The 15,542-nt window shown below is 65.5% G+C and carries 16 protein-coding genes and 1 other RNA gene; 13 read left to right on the top strand and 4 right to left on the bottom strand.

Going from position 1 to position 15,542, the window contains the following annotated elements; translation table 11 throughout:
- The first annotated feature begins 85 nt into the window (after window positions 1-85).
- The 9 genes from ABQU90_RS18795 to ABQU90_RS18755 all read left to right on the top strand — a co-directional run bounded on the left by ABQU90_RS18795 (window position 86) and on the right by ABQU90_RS18755 (window position 6,864).
- Window positions 86-448, top strand: coding sequence for a hypothetical protein (locus tag ABQU90_RS18795; protein ID WP_055847289.1), 363 nt, complete (start codon window positions 86-88; stop codon window positions 446-448).
- Window positions 449-451: 3 nt separating this feature from the next.
- Window positions 452-937, top strand: a complete 486-nt coding sequence (locus ABQU90_RS18790; RefSeq protein ID WP_311239107.1) for a phage holin family protein — start codon at window positions 452-454, stop codon at window positions 935-937.
- A complete protein-coding gene (locus ABQU90_RS18785; protein ID WP_055847283.1) occupies window positions 934-1,317 on the top strand; it encodes a hypothetical protein in 384 nt (127 codons plus the stop codon). Before ABQU90_RS18790 ends, ABQU90_RS18785 begins: the two co-directional genes overlap by 4 nt.
- Before the next feature lie 169 nt (window positions 1,318-1,486).
- Window positions 1,487-2,593, top strand: coding sequence for an AI-2E family transporter (locus tag ABQU90_RS18780; protein WP_055847280.1), 1,107 nt, complete (start codon window positions 1,487-1,489; stop codon window positions 2,591-2,593).
- 114 nt (window positions 2,594-2,707) lie between these two features.
- Window positions 2,708-3,445 carry an HAD family hydrolase gene (locus ABQU90_RS18775; RefSeq protein WP_323523368.1) on the top strand — a complete coding sequence of 246 codons (738 nt, stop codon included), beginning with the start codon at window positions 2,708-2,710 and terminating at the stop codon, window positions 3,443-3,445.
- Between the two features lie 39 nt (window positions 3,446-3,484).
- Window positions 3,485-4,855, top strand: a complete 1,371-nt coding sequence (locus ABQU90_RS18770) for a leucyl aminopeptidase family protein (protein ID WP_115554822.1) — start codon at window positions 3,485-3,487, stop codon at window positions 4,853-4,855.
- A 124-nt stretch (window positions 4,856-4,979) separates the two neighbouring features.
- A complete protein-coding gene (locus ABQU90_RS18765; protein WP_323523367.1) occupies window positions 4,980-5,111 on the top strand; it encodes a hypothetical protein in 132 nt (43 codons plus the stop codon).
- 122 nt (window positions 5,112-5,233) lie between these two features.
- Window positions 5,234-6,325, top strand: a complete 1,092-nt coding sequence (locus ABQU90_RS18760; RefSeq protein WP_323523366.1) for a catalase family peroxidase — start codon at window positions 5,234-5,236, stop codon at window positions 6,323-6,325.
- On the top strand, window positions 6,322-6,864 hold the full coding sequence (locus tag ABQU90_RS18755; protein WP_115554825.1) for a cytochrome b: 543 nt from the start codon (window positions 6,322-6,324) through the stop codon (window positions 6,862-6,864). Before ABQU90_RS18760 ends, ABQU90_RS18755 begins: the two co-directional genes overlap by 4 nt.
- A 235-nt stretch (window positions 6,865-7,099) precedes the next feature.
- Here the strand turns inward: ABQU90_RS18755 and ABQU90_RS18750 are convergent, their stop codons facing one another.
- The 4 genes from ABQU90_RS18750 to ABQU90_RS18735 form a co-directional block, all read right to left on the bottom strand.
- A complete protein-coding gene (locus tag ABQU90_RS18750) occupies window positions 7,100-7,888 on the bottom strand; it encodes a ThuA domain-containing protein (protein ID WP_104614822.1) in 789 nt (262 codons plus the stop codon).
- Window positions 7,889-8,246: 358 nt separating this feature from the next.
- Window positions 8,247-8,322: non-coding RNA, sX9 sRNA (locus ABQU90_RS18745), on the bottom strand.
- A 61-nt stretch (window positions 8,323-8,383) separates the two neighbouring features.
- Window positions 8,384-8,986, bottom strand: a complete 603-nt coding sequence (locus ABQU90_RS18740) for a response regulator transcription factor (protein WP_115514154.1) — start codon at window positions 8,984-8,986, stop codon at window positions 8,384-8,386.
- Window positions 8,987-9,077: 91 nt separating this feature from the next.
- Window positions 9,078-10,265 (bottom strand): sensor histidine kinase, encoded by a 1,188-nt coding sequence (locus ABQU90_RS18735; RefSeq protein ID WP_323523365.1) that lies wholly within the window; start codon window positions 10,263-10,265, stop codon window positions 9,078-9,080.
- A 435-nt stretch (window positions 10,266-10,700) separates the two neighbouring features.
- Here ABQU90_RS18735 and ABQU90_RS18730 point away from each other — a divergent pair, with 435 nt between their 5' ends.
- The 4 genes from ABQU90_RS18730 (at window position 10,701) to ABQU90_RS18715 (ending at window position 15,512) form a co-directional block, all read left to right on the top strand.
- Window positions 10,701-11,945, top strand: a complete 1,245-nt coding sequence (locus ABQU90_RS18730) for an efflux RND transporter periplasmic adaptor subunit (protein WP_323523364.1) — start codon at window positions 10,701-10,703, stop codon at window positions 11,943-11,945.
- Window positions 11,946-12,316: 371 nt separating this feature from the next.
- The gene (locus ABQU90_RS18725) at window positions 12,317-13,006 is read left to right on the top strand and encodes an ABC transporter ATP-binding protein (RefSeq protein WP_055847251.1); all 690 of its coding nucleotides are present in this window, start codon (window positions 12,317-12,319) and stop codon (window positions 13,004-13,006) included.
- A 12-nt stretch (window positions 13,007-13,018) separates the two neighbouring features.
- Complete coding sequence (locus tag ABQU90_RS18720) at window positions 13,019-14,179, top strand: ABC transporter permease (RefSeq protein ID WP_323523363.1); 1,161 nt, start codon at window positions 13,019-13,021, stop codon at window positions 14,177-14,179.
- Window positions 14,180-14,186: 7 nt separating this feature from the next.
- A complete protein-coding gene (locus tag ABQU90_RS18715) occupies window positions 14,187-15,512 on the top strand; it encodes an ABC transporter permease (protein ID WP_323523362.1) in 1,326 nt (441 codons plus the stop codon).
- The last annotated feature ends 30 nt before the right edge of the window (window positions 15,513-15,542 follow it).

The raw sequence follows: 15,542 nt of genomic DNA, 5'->3' as shown, positions 1-15,542 counted from the left end.
CGCCTCCTACACCCCCCCGATGCTATTGCTACTGCACGACCGCACGTGAGTGGCGGCTGCCATCAATGACCGAAGGAGATATCGCATGAGCCCCACCAATACCGATCAGCTGAAGGAAAACCTGAGCGACGCCGGCACCCACCTGAAGTCGGCCGCCAGCGCCGCCGGTGAAGCCGTCAAGGGCGCCACCAGCGCTGCGGGCGACGAGCTCAAGCTCGGCCGTGCCAACGTCAAGGCCGAGTTGTCTGACACCGCGCTGTCCGGCATGGCGGCTGCGGAATTTGGCGGCGCCGCTGCCAAGGAGCAGATGGACGTGCTGGTTGCCAAGGGCAACGACCTGCTCGACAGCGCCACCGACCTGATCCGCGAGCGTCCGCTTGCCGCATTCGGCGTTGCGTTTGCCGCTGGCTGGGTCATCGCCAAGCTTGCGCGTAGCAACGATAACTAAGTCGTGGTCGATCAGGCTTCTACAGCTGCCGGTTCCGGCGCGCCAGACGCGCGTCCGGAGACGCCGGGACTGGACGAAAGCGTACGCGCGGTCGGTGCTGCCGGCCGCGCAACGCTGGGCTCGGCCCACGAGACCAGCCGCGCCTTGCGCCGGCTGGTCTCGGCCGACCTAAAGCTGGCACGCAGTGCATTCGGGCGCGGCCTGGCGTGGGCATGCGTGGCCGTCGTGTTCGGCGCGTCGTCGTGGCTGTTGCTGGCAGGCGCCATTATTGCCTTGCTGCAGCGAGCCGGTTTGTCGTGGTTTCAGGCGATGTTCTTTACCGCGTTGGCGAGTTTGCTGGTGACCGGAATCGCGGCATGGCGGGTGTTCTTCTACTTCGATCACACCGGCATGAATGCAACGCGGCGTCAGTTGGTCAAGCTAGGCATCTTCGACGATTCCAGCGATGACGACACCGCCGCAGCGCCTGCCAGTGGAGGCAAGTCATGAAGTTCGGCACCTTGTGTCAGCGCGTGGAACGCGCCGAAGTTTTAGTGGAAGGGCGCGCGCAGGAAACGCGCACGCACTGGGGCGAACTGCGCCAGACCTGGCGTGCGGGCTGGTCGCCGGCACGCATCATGATGATCGGCTTCGGGCTGGGCTTTGTGACCGGCCGCAACGAGCCGCAGGCCGCGCTAGGCAGCATCGCCGGCAAGCTGGGCGGTATTCCCAAGATTCTGCAGATGGTCAGCACGATCTCTGCCTTGTTCACGGCCCACCGCGCCCAGGAAGCCTCCGAACAGGCCGAACGTGCCGCCGACAATGCCGAAGAAGTGGCGGCCGAACCGACCGTCACCGTGGTACAGGTGCCCCCCGAGCGCGCCGCCTGATGTTTGAGGTTGTCTGCGGCGCTCAGGCGCCGTCACCGCGCATGGTCGAGACCGCCAGTCGCCTACGAGGGGACTGACACCGCACGCACAGGTCCTGTGCGCGCCGTTGACGCGTTGTGCCGATAATGGCCCATCGCTGGCAGCACGCCAGTCTGCTGCCAGGGCGCGCATGTCTATCTCCGTTGAATCTTTGGATGCTGCCATTCCGGCAGATCCGCTTCCGCCGCCTCCGGCACCACGTCCGCGCGCACCGGCTTCGTTGGTGGTGCTGGCAACACTTGCCGTCGGTTACACCTTATGGGCGGCGCAGACGATCATCCTGCCAGTCATGCTGGCGGCATTCTTCGCACTGATCGGCAACCCCATCCTGCGCGGACTGCGCAAGCTGTATATCCCACGCTTTCTCGGCGCCTTGCTGGTGCTCTGCCTGGGCCTGGCCGGCACTGTCACGTTGGCGGCGCAATTGGCTGGGCCTGCCGCCGAATGGGTGCAACAGGCACCGCGCCAGATGCGCCAGATCGCACGCGATGTGCGCGATTTCACCAAGCCGGTGATGCAGGCCAACCAGGCTGCGGAAAACTTTGCACGCGCCGCCGGTGGCGAAGGCCAGCGCGGTGTGCAGATCGTGCGCACGCAGATGGACGATCCGTACAAGGCGCTGGTGCGCACACCCAAGCTGGCCGCCTCGGTGCTGGCCGTGGTGCTGCTGACGTTCTTTTTCATGGTCTATGGCGAAAGCCTGCAACGGCACGCGATTGCGTTGTTGCCCAATCGACAGCAACAGCGCTTCACCACCGAGATCATGCTGGACATCGAGCGCGAGGTCTCGCGGTATGTGCTCACCATCAGCGTGATCAATACGCTGGTCGGGCTGGTTTTTGCAGGCATTTTGTACGTGCTGCAAATTCCGCTGCCGGAGGCCCTGCTCTGGGGCACGGTCGTGGCGCTGCTGAATTTCGCGCCTTACGTCGGCCCGCTGATCGGCGTCATGCTGATGCTGTTGATGGGCTTTGTGGAATTCCGCACCCCCTTGTCGGCGATGCTGCCGGCGATCCTGTATCTGGCGCTGCATACCATCGAAGGCCAGGTGGTCACTCCGATCGTGCTGGGCCGGCGCATGGCGATCTCGCCGCTGATGCTGATCCTGGCACTGATGCTGTTTGGCTGGCTGTGGGGCATGGTGGGCCTGCTGCTCGCGGTGCCGCTGCTGGTGTGCATCAAGATGGTGCTGAGCCGGGTGGAAGGGATGCAGCGCTGGGCACGGCTGCTTGAGTAGCCGGGAATCGAGAATCGGGAGTGGGGAATGGGTAGAGCGCAGCTCCTGCCCTTGCCATTCCCCACTCCCCAATCCCGATTCCCCAATCCCGACGCAAGACCGTAAAATCTTGCGATGAGCTTCCAGATCAGCGCCATCACTCTCGACCTCGACGACACGTTGTGGCCCTTCGCACCGATCGGTGCGCGCATCGATCAAGTGCTGTACGACTGGATGCGCGAGCACAGCCCGGTCACCGCCGAGCGGTTTCCGGTGGAGGCGATGCGCGAGCTGCGTGAGCGCAGCTTTGCCGACAATCCGCAGCTGCATCACGACCTCAGTGCGCTACGCCGGTTGACGCTGGAAATGGCCTTGCGCGAGAGCGGCGGCGATCTGGCGCTGGTGGAACCAGCCTACGAAGTGTTCTATGCCGCGCGCAACCAGGTGGAATGCTATCCGGATGCGCTGGACGCACTGGCACGCATCGCCGCGCATGTGCCGGTGGCCGCGCTCAGCAACGGCAATGCCGATCTGCAGCGCATCGGGCTGATGCACCACTTCGCGTTTCAGCTGGGCTCGCGTGAACACGGCAGCGCCAAGCCGGAGGCGAGCATCTTTCTGGCTGCATGCGCGCGTCTGGACGTGCCGCCCGCACAGGTGCTGCATGTAGGCGACCACGTGCGGATGGACGTGCTGGGCGCGCTGGATGCCGGCCTGCGTGCCTGCTGGATCAATCGCGACGGCGCGGAGTGGTCGCATCCGACCCAGCAGCCGGACCTGGAGTTCGACAGCATGACCGGGCTGGCCGACTGGCTGGACGCGCAGCAACCGCACCCGGGCGCCGCGCGCGACGGCATCTGCATTCCCGCCTGAGTTCAACCCGACGGCGCACACCGCCATTGAAGGATGTCCATGTCGCACCTCACCGGTTTTACCGATCCCGCCGCCGCCGCGTTGCCGCTGTATGTGCTCGACCGCGAGGGCTTTGCGCGCTGGTGCGCCGAGCAGCCCACGCGAGTGTTGTCCTGGGCACAGGCGCAGCGGTTCGATGCCGCACCGGGTAGCGTGTTGTTGTTGCCCGGCGAGCAAGGGCTGGCCGGCGCGATCGTGGGTGTCGGCGACCGCGCCGACGCGTATGCCTACGCGCACGCACCGATGGCGCTGCCGCCGGCCAGCCGCTGGACGCTGGCCAACAGCCTGAGCGATGCCGAACTGGCATTGCTGCATCTGGGCTGGGGGCTGGGCGCCTATCGCTTTACGCGGTATCGCAAGGTGCCGCGTGCGCCGGCCGAGTTGGCGGCCACGCCTTCGGCAGCCACGCACGCACTGATCGCGGCGTGCCTGCAGGTGCGGGACTGGGTCAATACGCCGACCGAAGACATGGGCCCGCAGCAGCTGGAAGATGCCACGCGCGCAGTGGCGCAGGCGCATGGCGCGCAGGTCGAGGCGATCGTGGGCGATGCGTTGCTGGCGCAGAACTTCCCCACCATCCATGCGGTCGGCCGTGCCTCGCATCGCGCGCCACGGCTGATCCAGCTGCAATGGGGCGATGCCGCGCATCCGCATCTGGTGCTGGTCGGCAAAGGCGTGTGCTTCGACACCGGTGGGCTGGATCTCAAGCCTGCCGATGGCATGCGCAACATGAAAAAGGACATGGGCGGCGCGGCGCATGCGCTGGCGCTGGCCGGGCTGGTCATGGCGCAGCAGTTGCCGGTGCGGCTGACGCTGCTGATCGCCGCGGTGGAAAACGCGGTCGGCCCGGATGCGTTCCGCCCGGGCGAGGTCATCACCACGCGCGCCGGGGTCACGGTGGAAGTGGACAACACCGACGCCGAAGGCCGCCTGGTGCTGTGCGATGCGCTCAGTTACGCCACCGAACAACGCCCGGACCTGATTCTGGATTTCGCCACGCTCACCGGCGCCGCGCGCATCGCGCTGGGCCCGGATCTGCCGGCCTTGTTCGCCAACAACGATGCGCTGGCGCAGGCCTGGATCAGCGCCGGCGAGCAGACCCGCGACCCGGTCTGGCGCATGCCGCTGTGGCGCCCCTACCTGCGCTATCTCAACAGCCACGTGGCCGACATGGCCAACGCTGGCTCGCGCATGGCCGGTGCGGTCACCGCCGCACTGTATCTGGAGCGCTTCGTGGCGCCGGGGCAGCAGTGGGCGCACCTGGACGTCTACGCCTGGAACGACAGCGACCGCCCCGGCCGCCCCGCTGGTGGCGAAGCCCTGGCGCTGCGCTCGGCGTTTGCGATGCTGCAGGGGCGTTACGGCGGCTAGGAGCCGTCGATAGAGCCTGCCGCTTACCGCCAGGCGCGGCGTGTCGGAAGTCGGAAGTCGGAAGTCGGAAGTGATGTAGCGCGCCACCTGCGATTGCTGCACGCCCGACTGCGCGGCGCCGGCCATGGAACACTCCAGCACCAAACGCGGTGCAGAACCGTTGCTCGGCCGCCTGGCAGCGACACCGCCACGCAGTGCCGGCATCGCCGCTGCGCATGGGCGATTAGAGGATTGCCGCCAGCCGGTGCGGCAATGAGATATCACGCGCCGGAGGCAGCCTATTGCGGATGATGTTGTACAGACGTGCTCGGCCGCAGCGATGAGGCTTGGCCATGCGACCGTCGACACGCCGTCCATCGCATCACATCGGAGCCAGCCATGACGTTGCCACCTCCCTCGCCCCAGCGCACGCGCAGCCCCGTGCTGCCGTTGCTGGGCATTGCCGCGATTGCCGGTGGCATCGCCATCGCGTTTGCCTGGACCGCCGGGTGGATCGGTGGCGACCGGCTCACCGCTGCGCGCATGACCGACACCATCGAATCCAGCGGGCCGCCGCATCCGGGCTTTCGCCGCGCGCATAGCAAGGGCGTGTGCGTGAGCGGGCAGTTCCAGTCCAGCGGCAAGGCGACCTGGGTGTCGTCGGCGCGCATCTTCAGCCAGGCCAGCACGCCGGTGCTGGGGCGCATGTCGATCGGCGGTGGCGACCCGCACGGTGCCGATGGCGCGGCGCGCGTGCGCAGCATGGCGCTGTTGTTGCGCAGCGACGACGGGCAGGAATGGCGCACCGCCATGAACAGCTTTCCGTTCTTCGTGGTGGCCACGCCTGCCGGCTTCCAGGCTTTGAATGTGGCCTCCAAGCCGGACCCGGCCACCGGCAAACCGGACCCGGAAAAACTGTCTGCCTTCGGCAAGCAGTATCCGGAGGCCGCCAAGTTTCAGCAGTGGGCCAAGACCGCGCCGTGGTCGGATAGCTGGGCCAATACCCAATACAACGGGGTCAACGCATTCCGCGCGATCGCCAGCGATGGTCGCGAGCGCTATATCCGTTGGTCGATGCGCCCGCATACGCCGTTCAAGGAATTGAGCGCCGAACAGCGCAAACAGGCCGATGGCGATTTTTTGGCCACCGACCTGGACGCGCGCCTGGCGCAGGGCTCACTGCGCTGGGATCTGGTGCTGACCGTGGCCGAGCCGGGCGACCCGGTGGATGACCCCTCGCAGCCCTGGCCGGCCAGTCGCAAACAGATCGTGGCCGGCACCCTGTCACTGGAGCATGCGCAGCCGCAAGCCACCGGCCCCTGCCGCGACCTGAATTACGACCCGTTGATTCTGCCCAAGGGCCTTGCCGCCTCCAACGACCCGATTCTGGCGGCACGCTCGTCGGTGTATTCGCAGTCGTTCAACCGCCGCGAGCATGAGATCGCCAACGGCAAGGGCAACGACGCTACCGGCCAGGGAGCCCACCAATGAGCCGCCACACCCACTTCAATTTGCCCGCGCGCGTGCTGCATTGGCTGATGGCCGCGATGATCCTGACCATGTTGTTTGTCGGCGTGGGCATGGTGGCCTCGGTGACGCAGCGGCCGTGGTTGATCGACCTGCATCGCCCGCTGGGCATTGCGATCCTGATCCTGGCGGTGCTGCGCTTGATCAACCGCCTGCGCCACCGGCCGCCGGCCTTGCCCGCGGATTTGCCTACCTGGCAGAAGGCCGCCGCGATCGCCTCGCATTGGCTGTTGTATGCGTTGATGCTGGGCATGCCGCTGATCGGCTGGGCGATGCTCTCGGCCGGCGGGTATCCGATCGTGCTGTGGCCCGGCGCGAACTTGCCGGCGATCGTCCCGCACGACCCAGCGCTGTACGCGTGGCTACGCAGTGCGCATGGCTGGTTGGCGTATCTGTTGTTCGCCACCGTCGTTGGTCATCTGAGCGCAGCGCTGTTTCATGCATGGGTGCGCCGCGACGGCGTGTTTTCCAGCATGGCGCGCGGGGAGCGCTCTGCGCGTTGATGGGTCTGGTTGGGTGTTGGCAGACGTCTTGTACGGAGTGATTTGACTGCGTGGACGTACCCTCACCCCAACCCCTCTCCCGCCGGGAGAGGGGCTTGATCTCCCTTGTCCCGCCGAAAGAGGCTGCCCCCGCAGGGGCGTATGAAGGTACGGACGAAGCCTCTGATTCCCGCCATTTGGAGTGACTTTGCCCCCCATACCCTCACTCATCTCCCGCAGGAAGAGGAGTGAGTGCTTAACGCTGGCGTTTTGTTTTGGCCGCTGGCTCTGAGGCTTGGATGCCCTTGCCGGTCGCGGCCCAATAAATGCCGCCGTACAGATGCTCCAGATAGCGTGGGTCGTTGTAGGCCTCGGCCAGATGGCCTAAGGCAGTGGCGAAGACGCGGCCGCCTTCGAAGTGGTGATACCACGCCACCGGGTGCTGTTTGCCCATGCCCTTGGCGACCTGGCCCGGCCAGATCAGCGTGGGGTCGTAGCTGGTTTCATCCACCGTGAGTAGCGTGACCAGATCGTCGCTGTAGGGCGGGTCGTATTCGTACCACTCATCGCTCCACACCCAGCGCTTGGGTAAGCCGGCGGTGGCGGGGAAATTGGCGTCCACCACATCGACCATCGCGGTTTGCATGTACGGGTGGGTGCGGAACGAGCGGCCGATCAGATGGTCGTACCACTCCCACTCGCCGCGCTTGATCGCAAACGCCTTGTGCACCGCGACCACGCCACCACCATTGCGCACGTATTTTTGGAAGTTGGCGCGCTGGGCCGGATCCAGATCCGTGGCCGGGGTATTGAGCAGCACGATGGCGGCGTATTGCGAGAGATCGCCATCGAAGGCCTTGGCATTCCACGCCCACACCAGCTCGACATACTGCTTGCGTGCCATCGCTTCGAACTGCGGCTTGGCCACCGGAATGTAATCGTGGTGATACTGGTTGGGAATGGCCGCCACCAGAATCTTGAATTGCTCGGCCGATGCGTTGAATGCGCAGATCAGCAGCAAGCCCAACAGCCACACAGATTTCATGCAGTTACTCGCGATGATGACGATCGCTGCGCAGTGTACCTGCGCGGCAACGGCATGCCTTCGCACGCATTTGGAATAGCTGTCGATCTCTTCGCAGCGCATGACCGATGCACGCCGTTGCGTATCGAAGCGATTGCAAAGCACGCACGACGTGCAACGTCGCAGTGCGCTTGCTTACAAGATGCCGCACGCGTGCGCACGCCATGCATGGCTGCAGTAAAACCACCAACCGTTCGCATGAGCTCTGACGATTGAACGCCCTGGCCGCGCCCGCTTTGCGATCAGCGGCGTTCGATTGGCGCCAGCTGAAACGCGTCAGTAGCGATCACACACCGCAGCGCCTGCAGACACTTAGAGCGGCTAACAAAACGTAGCGAGCAGTCGTCAGGTGGGTGTGGACGGCGCGCAGGAGCCGGAGTGTACGGGTGGTACATGCCGATTCCGAGCACCGGCTGCGCCCGCCTGGCGGCTGCACAGTAGTTTTGTTAGCTGCTCTTACAACCAGCCCTTCTGCCGCGCCAGTCGATACGCTTCGATGCGATTGGCCACGCCCAACTTGCCGATGCATTCGGACAGGTAATTGCGCACGGTGCCGTGCGAGAGCTGCAACTGTTGCGCGATCTCGCTGGCCGAGCGGCCTTCGCCGGCCAGCCGCAGCACAGTGCGTTCGCGCTCGCTCAACGGGTCGGCTTCCACCCAGGCATCCATCGCCAGTTGCGGGTCGATCACCCGGCCGCCGCGATGCACCTGTCGCAGCGCGCTGACCAATTGTTCGGCCGGCGCATCCTTGAGCAGATACCCCGCCACGCCGGCATCCAGCGCGCGCCGCAAAAAGCCCGGGCGCGCAAACGTGGTGACGATCATCACCCGCACCGGCAGCGCCTGGCGCTGGATGCGTTGCGCCAGTTCCAGGCCACTCAATCCGGGCATCTCGATATCGGTGACCAGCACATCCGGCTGCAGCCGCTGCAGCTCGCGCCAGGCGGCTTCGCCATCGCCGGCGCTGCCGACCACCTCGATGTCGTCTTCCAGTCCCAGCAGGGCCACCAAGGCGCCGCGCAGCAGTGCCTGGTCTTCCGCCAACAACACCCGGATCATCGCTCGCGCTCGCATCTGTGCAACGGCTGGGCACCATAGCAGTGCTGACGCACCGCGTGCCACGGCAGCGCTGTGCCAACCAGGGGCGCGCTCAGCGCGATTGCGGCATCAGCGGCACCGGCAATGGCGGACTCGCCGGCTCCAGCACGGGCTGCGGCAACGGCATGCTGGCGCGCAAGCGCATGCCGCGTGGCAACGCCTCCACCTCCAACGTACCGCCCAGGCTCTGCACGCGTGCGCGCATGCCGTCCAGGCCGTTGCCCGGCACGATCACCCCGCCGCGGCCGTCGTCGGTGATTTCCAGCAGCGCCTGTTGCCCGTGTGCACGCAGGCTCACCCGCACCCGCCGTGCCTGCGCGTGACGTTGCACGTTGGTGGCCGCCTCGCGCACCACCAGCGCCAACGCGGTTTCGTGTTCGGGCGGCAGCGGCAGCGCCTCCAGCGTGTGCTCCAGCGCGATGCCGTCCATGTCCAGCAACACCTTGGCCGATGCCAGCTCCGCCACCAGCCCGGCGGCGCGGATACCGGTGACCGCGCGCCGCACCTGCGCCAGTGCGTCGCGCGAGATCTGCGCCACCGCATCGATCTCGCTCCGTGCGGCCTGCGGGTCGCGCTCGATCAGGCGTGCGGCCAGATCGGATTTGAGCGCCACCAGCGACAAGGTATGGCCCAGCAAGTCGTGCAGATCGCGGCCGATGCGTTCGCGTTCGGCGGTGGCGGCCAGGCGGCGGACTTCGTCTTGCGATAACCGCAGCAGCGCGTCCTTGCGCTCGTTGATGCTGTACACCGCGCCGACCGCCGCCATGCCCAGCACCGACACCGGCAACCACACCAACGACTGCCAGCCCAGCCCGAGCCAACGCGCCCAGCCCAGGTACAGCGCGTTCATCAGCAACAGCATGGCGAAGTGCCGCCACAACGCGTACCGCGTGGACGGGCGCAGACTCAGGCAGGCAAATACGAAGTAGCTGATACCCGAGGCGTATATCGGCAGCAGCGCGGCACTGAGCACGCCCATCGCCCAGGCATAGCGGTACAGGGTGCCGCGCGGTGCCAGCAACATGCGTGCGTACAGCAGCAGGAAGACCGGATAGGACAGCAACGTGCACAGCCACCAGGTGCTGTCGTACCCGCGCGAAGAAAACACCGGCACCACAAACACCCAGGCCGACCACAGCAGATGCACGGCATCCATCCAGGGCGATTGGCCCTGCGCCAGACGCGCGGCCACTTGCGAATTTGCGGCCGGACGAAGCCAGGCCGGGAGACTCAGGTGCATCGGGATGGATCCGTAGGGGTGAGCGGATTCTGCCACTGCCGGGTTCGCCTGGGCGCGCCACGTGGCAGGTCGCGGCGGACGAGCGGCCTCATGCATGCGGGTCACCGCCGCTGGTGGATGGTGTGCAATGTGATGTTGCGGCAGCAGGGACGTCGACGTCGGACTGGCGGAGACAGCGCATGGGGATTTCGGCAATCAGGCGGTGGCGCAAGCGTGGTCGCTTGCAGCCGATGCGCACAGTCGCGCCTGTCATGGCGTGCAGGTGACACCTGTCACTGGTCGATACGGCGGCCTTGGCCGCATGCTGCGCAGCACCTTGCAGTTGCGCCGTGCCGGCTTACCGTTGGTCGCCTCGCTGCAGTTGGTGACTTCCGGCAGCTTGCGGCGCGCCCTGCAGGCAGTCACATTCTGCGCAGCCTTCTGTCCTGGTTATCGATGAACACATCCGCCGATCTGCTCAAGCAACTCCGCATCGACCGCCAGCGTCCTGCCACGCCGCCGCCTGTGCGCCGCACCGGCTGGATCATCGCCGCCATCGTCATGGTCATTACGCTGGCTGCGGCCGCGTGGTGGTTCACCCGCACACCGGTGATCAAGGTGCAGACCGCGCCGGTGGTGGCGATCAGTGCCGGCAGTAGCAGCGCCTCGGTGCTGGATGCTTCGGGTTACGTGGTGGCGCGGCGTATGGCAACGGTGTCGGCGCAGGTCACCGGCAAGGTGCGCGAAGTGATGATCGAAGAAGGCATGCGCGTCGAACAGGGCCAGGTGATGGCCACGCTGGACCCGTTGGATGCCGATGCGCAGCGCACACTGTCTGCATCGCAGGTGTCGGCCGCGCGCAGCCAGGTCGACAACATACAGGCGCAACTGGCCGTGGCAAACACCGATGCCACGCGCCTGCAATCGCTGGTGGGCGCACAACTGGTATCGCGCTCGCAGTACGAACAAGCCACCGCGCAACGCGATGCATTGCGTGCGCAGTTGCAGAACGCACAGCGCAACGTGCAGGTGGCCTCCGATCAACTGGCCATTGCCGGCATCCGCTCGGACTTCAACGTGGTGCGCGCACCGTTTGCCGGTGTGGTCACCGCCAAGGCGGCGCAGCCGGGCGAAATCGTCTCGCCACTGTCTGCCGGTGGTGGCTTCACCCGTACCGGCATCGGCACCATCGTCGATATGGAATCGCTGGAAATCGAAGTGGAAGTCGGTGAGTCCTACATCGGACGTGTGCAGCCGCAGATGCCGGTGGAAGCGGTACTTAACGCCTACCCGGAATGGAAGATTCCCGGCGAAGTGATCGCCATCATCCCCACTGCCGACCGCGGCAAGGCGACGGTGAAAGTGCGGGTGGCGCTCAAGGTCAAGGACCCGCGCATCGTGCCGGAAATGGGCGTGCGGGTGAGTTTTCTGGAACAGGCCAAGCCGCAGGAAGCGGCCAAGCCGCAAGGCGTGCGCGTGCCGGCAGCGGCGTTGGTCGAACGCGACACGCGCACCGTGGCCTTCGTGGTCGGCGAGCGCAATGCGGTCAGCGAGCGCGCCGTCACCACCGGCATGACGATGGGCGAGGATCGCCAGGTGGTCTCGGGGTTGAGTGCCGGCGACAGCGTAGTGGTGAATCCGCCAGCGACCTTGAAGGATGGCGACACCGTGGCCGAAGCAGATGCCGACGCTGCGCAGTAACGGCTGGCCCGGCACGCACAACGCCGTTCCGCGGTATCGCTTGCGGCGCGCGGCATCGGTGTTGCCAGCATCACGCTGCATCGGGATGGGCTTGTTGCAATGAAACATCGTCGTTAGAGAGCGGAAGGCGATCCAGCCCATCCGCTTACAGCAGGTGTTAGGTGCTGTTTGAGAGGGCCTCAAACGGCATCAAACACGGGGAGTCGCGCGAGTGCGGCACACGGCGATCCGGCTGGCTCTCCGCGCACACCGCACAGCACCACGCTGCTGATGGATCGCTTCACCGTCGTCGTGCCTCGCATCGTCGCTCACACAATCGCAGTTGTTGTGCCGCATCGCTTCCTTATCCCATTGCATCGCCAGGAGTCGCCATGACCGCTCTCGTCAGCTTGCGCAACATCACCAAGACCTACCAACGCGGCCCGGAGCAGGTGCAGGTGCTGCACGGCATCGATCTGGAAATTGCCGCAGGCGATTTCGTCGCGTTGATGGGCCCGTCCGGCTCGGGCAAGACCACCTTGCTCAATCTGATCGGCGGGCTGGACAGCCCCAGCGGTGGCGAGATCGAAATCGAGGGCGAGCGCATCGACCGCATGAGCGGTGGGCAGCTTGCCACCTGGCGCAGCCACCACGTCGGCTTCGTGTTTCAGTTCTACAACCTGATGCCGATGCTCACTGCGCAAAAGAATGTGGAATTACCGCTGCTGCTGACCTCGCTCAACGCCGCGCAGCGCAAGCGCAATGCGGAGATCGCCTTGACCCTGGTGGGCCTGCAGGAGCGACGCAGCCACAAGCCCAGTGAATTGTCCGGCGGCCAGCAGCAGCGCGTGGCGATTGCGCGCGCCATCGTGTCCGACCCCACTTTTTTGATCTGCGACGAACCGACCGGCGATCTGGACCGCCACAACGCCGAAGAAATTCTGCGCCTGCTGCAGGAACTCAATCGCGAACACGGCAAGACCATCGTGATGGTCACCCACGACCCCAAGGCCGCCGAGTACGCCACGCACACCATCCATCTGGACAAGGGCGAGCTGGCCGACGCGCCACTCGCGCTCTAAAGGAGCGCTGCCATGAAGTATTTCTCGCTGGTGTGGGCGCAATTGTTTCGCAGCAAGACACGGACCTTGCTGACGCTGTTGTCGGTGGTGGCTGCGTTTTTATTATTCGGCATGCTGGATTCGGTGCGTGTGGCGTTTACCTCCGGCGGCAGCGTCAGCGGGGTGAATCGCCTGGTGGTGGCCTCGCGCCTGTCGATCACCCAATCGCTGCCGATCCGCCTGGAAGCGCAGGTGCGCGGCGTGCCGGGCGTGCGCGATGTGACCTCGGCCATGTGGTTCGGCGGCATCTATCGCGACCCGAAGAATTTCTTTCCCAACTTTTCAGTGGCGCCGAACTTTTTCGACGTCTACAGCGAATACGCACTTCCCAAAGACCAACTCAAGGCCTTTCAGACCACGCGCACCGGTGCGGTGGTCGGCGAAACCCTGGCCAAGCAATTCGGCTGGAAGATCGGCGACACCATCCCGCTGCAGGCCACCATCTTTCCGCGTGGCGGCAGTAACGATTGGCCGTTGCAACTGGTCGGCATCTATCGGATGAAGGATCGCACCGTGGCGGCCAATCAGGAACGCCAGTTGATGATGAACTGGAAATACTTCGACGAATCCAACGACTACATCAAGAATCAAGTGAGCTGGTTGACGGTGACCCTGAGCAACCCCGACCAGGCCTCGCGCGTGGCGCAGGCCATCGATGCGCTGTCGGCCAACTCCGATCACGAAACCAAGTCGCAAACCGAATCGGCGTTTCAGCAGGCCTTCGTCAAGCAGTTCGCCGATATCGGGCTGATCGTCACCTCGATCATGGCCGCGGTGTTTTTCACCCTGTTGCTGCTGACCGGCAACACCATGGCGCAGGCGGTACGCGAGCGCATCCCGGAGTTGGCCACGCTCAAGACGCTGGGCTTTCAGGACCGCACGGTGCTGAGCCTGGTGATGATCGAATCGGTGTTGTTGATCGGCCTGGGCGGGTTGATCGGCATGGGCCTGGCAGAGTTGGTCATCCCGGCGGTATCCGCGCGCAGCGGCGGGCTGATGCCGACCCAGACCGTGCCGTTGCAGACCTGGCTGGTGGCGTTCGGCTTGATGGCCGGCATCGGCATCGTGGTGGGTGTGCTGCCGGCGTTACGCGCGCAGCGCTTGAAGATCGTCGATGCCCTCGCCGGCCGCTGACAGGAGCATGCACATGCAACGCAAATGGAAAGATCGTGGCGTCACCTTGTTGTCCGTGGTGCTGCTGGCACTCGGCCTGGGGCTGTGGATCGCGCTGCCGTGGATGTGGTTGCTGCCGATCGCGGTGCTGCTGGCGCTGTGGCTGGTGGTCACGCGCAGTGGCCGCCTGTCGCTGGCCGCCGCACGCATCGGCATCGCCAGCTTGCCGCAACGCTGGGGCTCCACCTCGGTGATCGTGGTCGGCATTGCGGGCGTGGTCGGCGTGCTGGTGGCGATGCTGGCGATGGGCCAGGGTTTCCAGGCCACTCTCAACAGCACCGGCGACGACACCACCGCCATTGTCTTGCGTGGCGGCTCGCAGGCGGAGACCAACTCGGTGATCACCCGCGACCTGGTGCCGCTGATCGGCAGCCTGCCGGGGATCGCCACCGATGCCAACGGGCGCCCGATGGTGTCGCCGGAGTTGTCGCAGGTGGTCAACATCGCTTCGCGCTCCGATGGCACCGACGTCAATGCGCAATTGCGTGGCGTGGGCGAGCAGGCCTGGGGCGTGCATGACAAGGTCAAGATCGTGCAGGGCCGCCGCTTCACCACCGGCCTGCGCGAAATGGTGGTCGGCAAAGGTGCGTTGAATCAGTTCCGCGGCCTGGAGCTGGGCAAGACGCTCACCCTGGGCAGCCAGCAATGGACGGTGGTGGGCGTGTTCGCCTCCGGCGATGCGCACGATTCGGAGATGTGGACCGATGCGCAGACGCTGGCCACCACCTACAACCGCCGCGCGTACCAGTCGATCACCGTGCGCACCGCTGGCAAGGCCGGCTTCGATCAGTTCAAGACGGCCATGGCAGCCGACCCGCGGCTCAAGCTGGATGTGGAAACCACCCGCGCGTATTACGGCAAGCAAGGCGGCGGATTGAACCGCCTGATCAGCATCCTGGGCACGGTGATCGGCGCGATCATGGCGGTGGGCGCGGTGTTCGGTGCGCTCAACACCATGTATGCGGCGGTGGCCACGCGTGCGCGTGAGATCGCCACGATGCGGGCGATCGGGTTTCGCGGCACGCCGGTGATCATGGCGCTGATGTTGGAAACCATGCTGCTGGCGCTGCTGGGTGGGCTGCTCGGTGGGTTGATCGCCTGGGCGGTGTTCAACGGCTACACCGTCTCCACGCTGGGCAACAACTTCAGCCAAGTGGTGTTCCAGTTCAAGGTGTCGCCGGAGCTGCTGTGGAGCGGTTTGAAGTGGGCGCTGGGCATTGGCCTGGTCGGCGGGCTGTTCCCGGCATTGCGCGCGGCGCGCTTGCCGATCACCACCGCATTGCGCGAGGTGTAGGCACTCCGTTGGAGTGCCGGGATTTGGGAG

The sequence above is a fragment of the Xanthomonas sp. WHRI 10207 genome, from assembly GCF_040202975.1.
Taxonomy (GTDB): Bacteria; Pseudomonadota; Gammaproteobacteria; order Xanthomonadales; family Xanthomonadaceae; genus Xanthomonas.
Note: the sequence above shows the minus strand (reverse complement) of the source record. Positions and strands in the feature narration are given on the sequence as shown.

Excerpts from the sequence above, each read along its gene's own strand:
- ABQU90_RS18795 (WP_055847289.1), top strand. The coding sequence starts at position 86 with ATGAGCCCCACCAATACCGATCAGCTGAAGGAAAACCTGAGCGACGCC.
- ABQU90_RS18785 (WP_055847283.1), top strand. The coding sequence starts at position 934 with ATGAAGTTCGGCACCTTGTGTCAGCGCGTGGAACGCGCCGAAGTTTTA.
- ABQU90_RS18780 (WP_055847280.1), top strand. The coding sequence starts at position 1,487 with ATGTCTATCTCCGTTGAATCTTTGGATGCTGCCATTCCGGCAGATCCG.
- ABQU90_RS18775 (WP_323523368.1), top strand. The coding sequence starts at position 2,708 with ATGAGCTTCCAGATCAGCGCCATCACTCTCGACCTCGACGACACGTTG.
- ABQU90_RS18770 (WP_115554822.1), top strand. The coding sequence starts at position 3,485 with ATGTCGCACCTCACCGGTTTTACCGATCCCGCCGCCGCCGCGTTGCCG.
- ABQU90_RS18765 (WP_323523367.1), top strand. The coding sequence starts at position 4,980 with ATGGAACACTCCAGCACCAAACGCGGTGCAGAACCGTTGCTCGGCCGC.
- ABQU90_RS18760 (WP_323523366.1), top strand. The coding sequence starts at position 5,234 with ATGACGTTGCCACCTCCCTCGCCCCAGCGCACGCGCAGCCCCGTGCTG.
- ABQU90_RS18755 (WP_115554825.1), top strand. The coding sequence starts at position 6,322 with ATGAGCCGCCACACCCACTTCAATTTGCCCGCGCGCGTGCTGCATTGG.
- ABQU90_RS18750 (WP_104614822.1), bottom strand. The coding sequence starts at position 7,888 with ATGAAATCTGTGTGGCTGTTGGGCTTGCTGCTGATCTGCGCATTCAAC.
- ABQU90_RS18740 (WP_115514154.1), bottom strand. The coding sequence starts at position 8,986 with ATGATCCGGGTGTTGTTGGCGGAAGACCAGGCACTGCTGCGCGGCGCC.
- ABQU90_RS18735 (WP_323523365.1), bottom strand. The coding sequence starts at position 10,265 with ATGCACCTGAGTCTCCCGGCCTGGCTTCGTCCGGCCGCAAATTCGCAA.
- ABQU90_RS18730 (WP_323523364.1), top strand. The coding sequence starts at position 10,701 with ATGAACACATCCGCCGATCTGCTCAAGCAACTCCGCATCGACCGCCAG.
- ABQU90_RS18725 (WP_055847251.1), top strand. The coding sequence starts at position 12,317 with ATGACCGCTCTCGTCAGCTTGCGCAACATCACCAAGACCTACCAACGC.
- ABQU90_RS18720 (WP_323523363.1), top strand. The coding sequence starts at position 13,019 with ATGAAGTATTTCTCGCTGGTGTGGGCGCAATTGTTTCGCAGCAAGACA.
- ABQU90_RS18715 (WP_323523362.1), top strand. The coding sequence starts at position 14,187 with ATGCACATGCAACGCAAATGGAAAGATCGTGGCGTCACCTTGTTGTCC.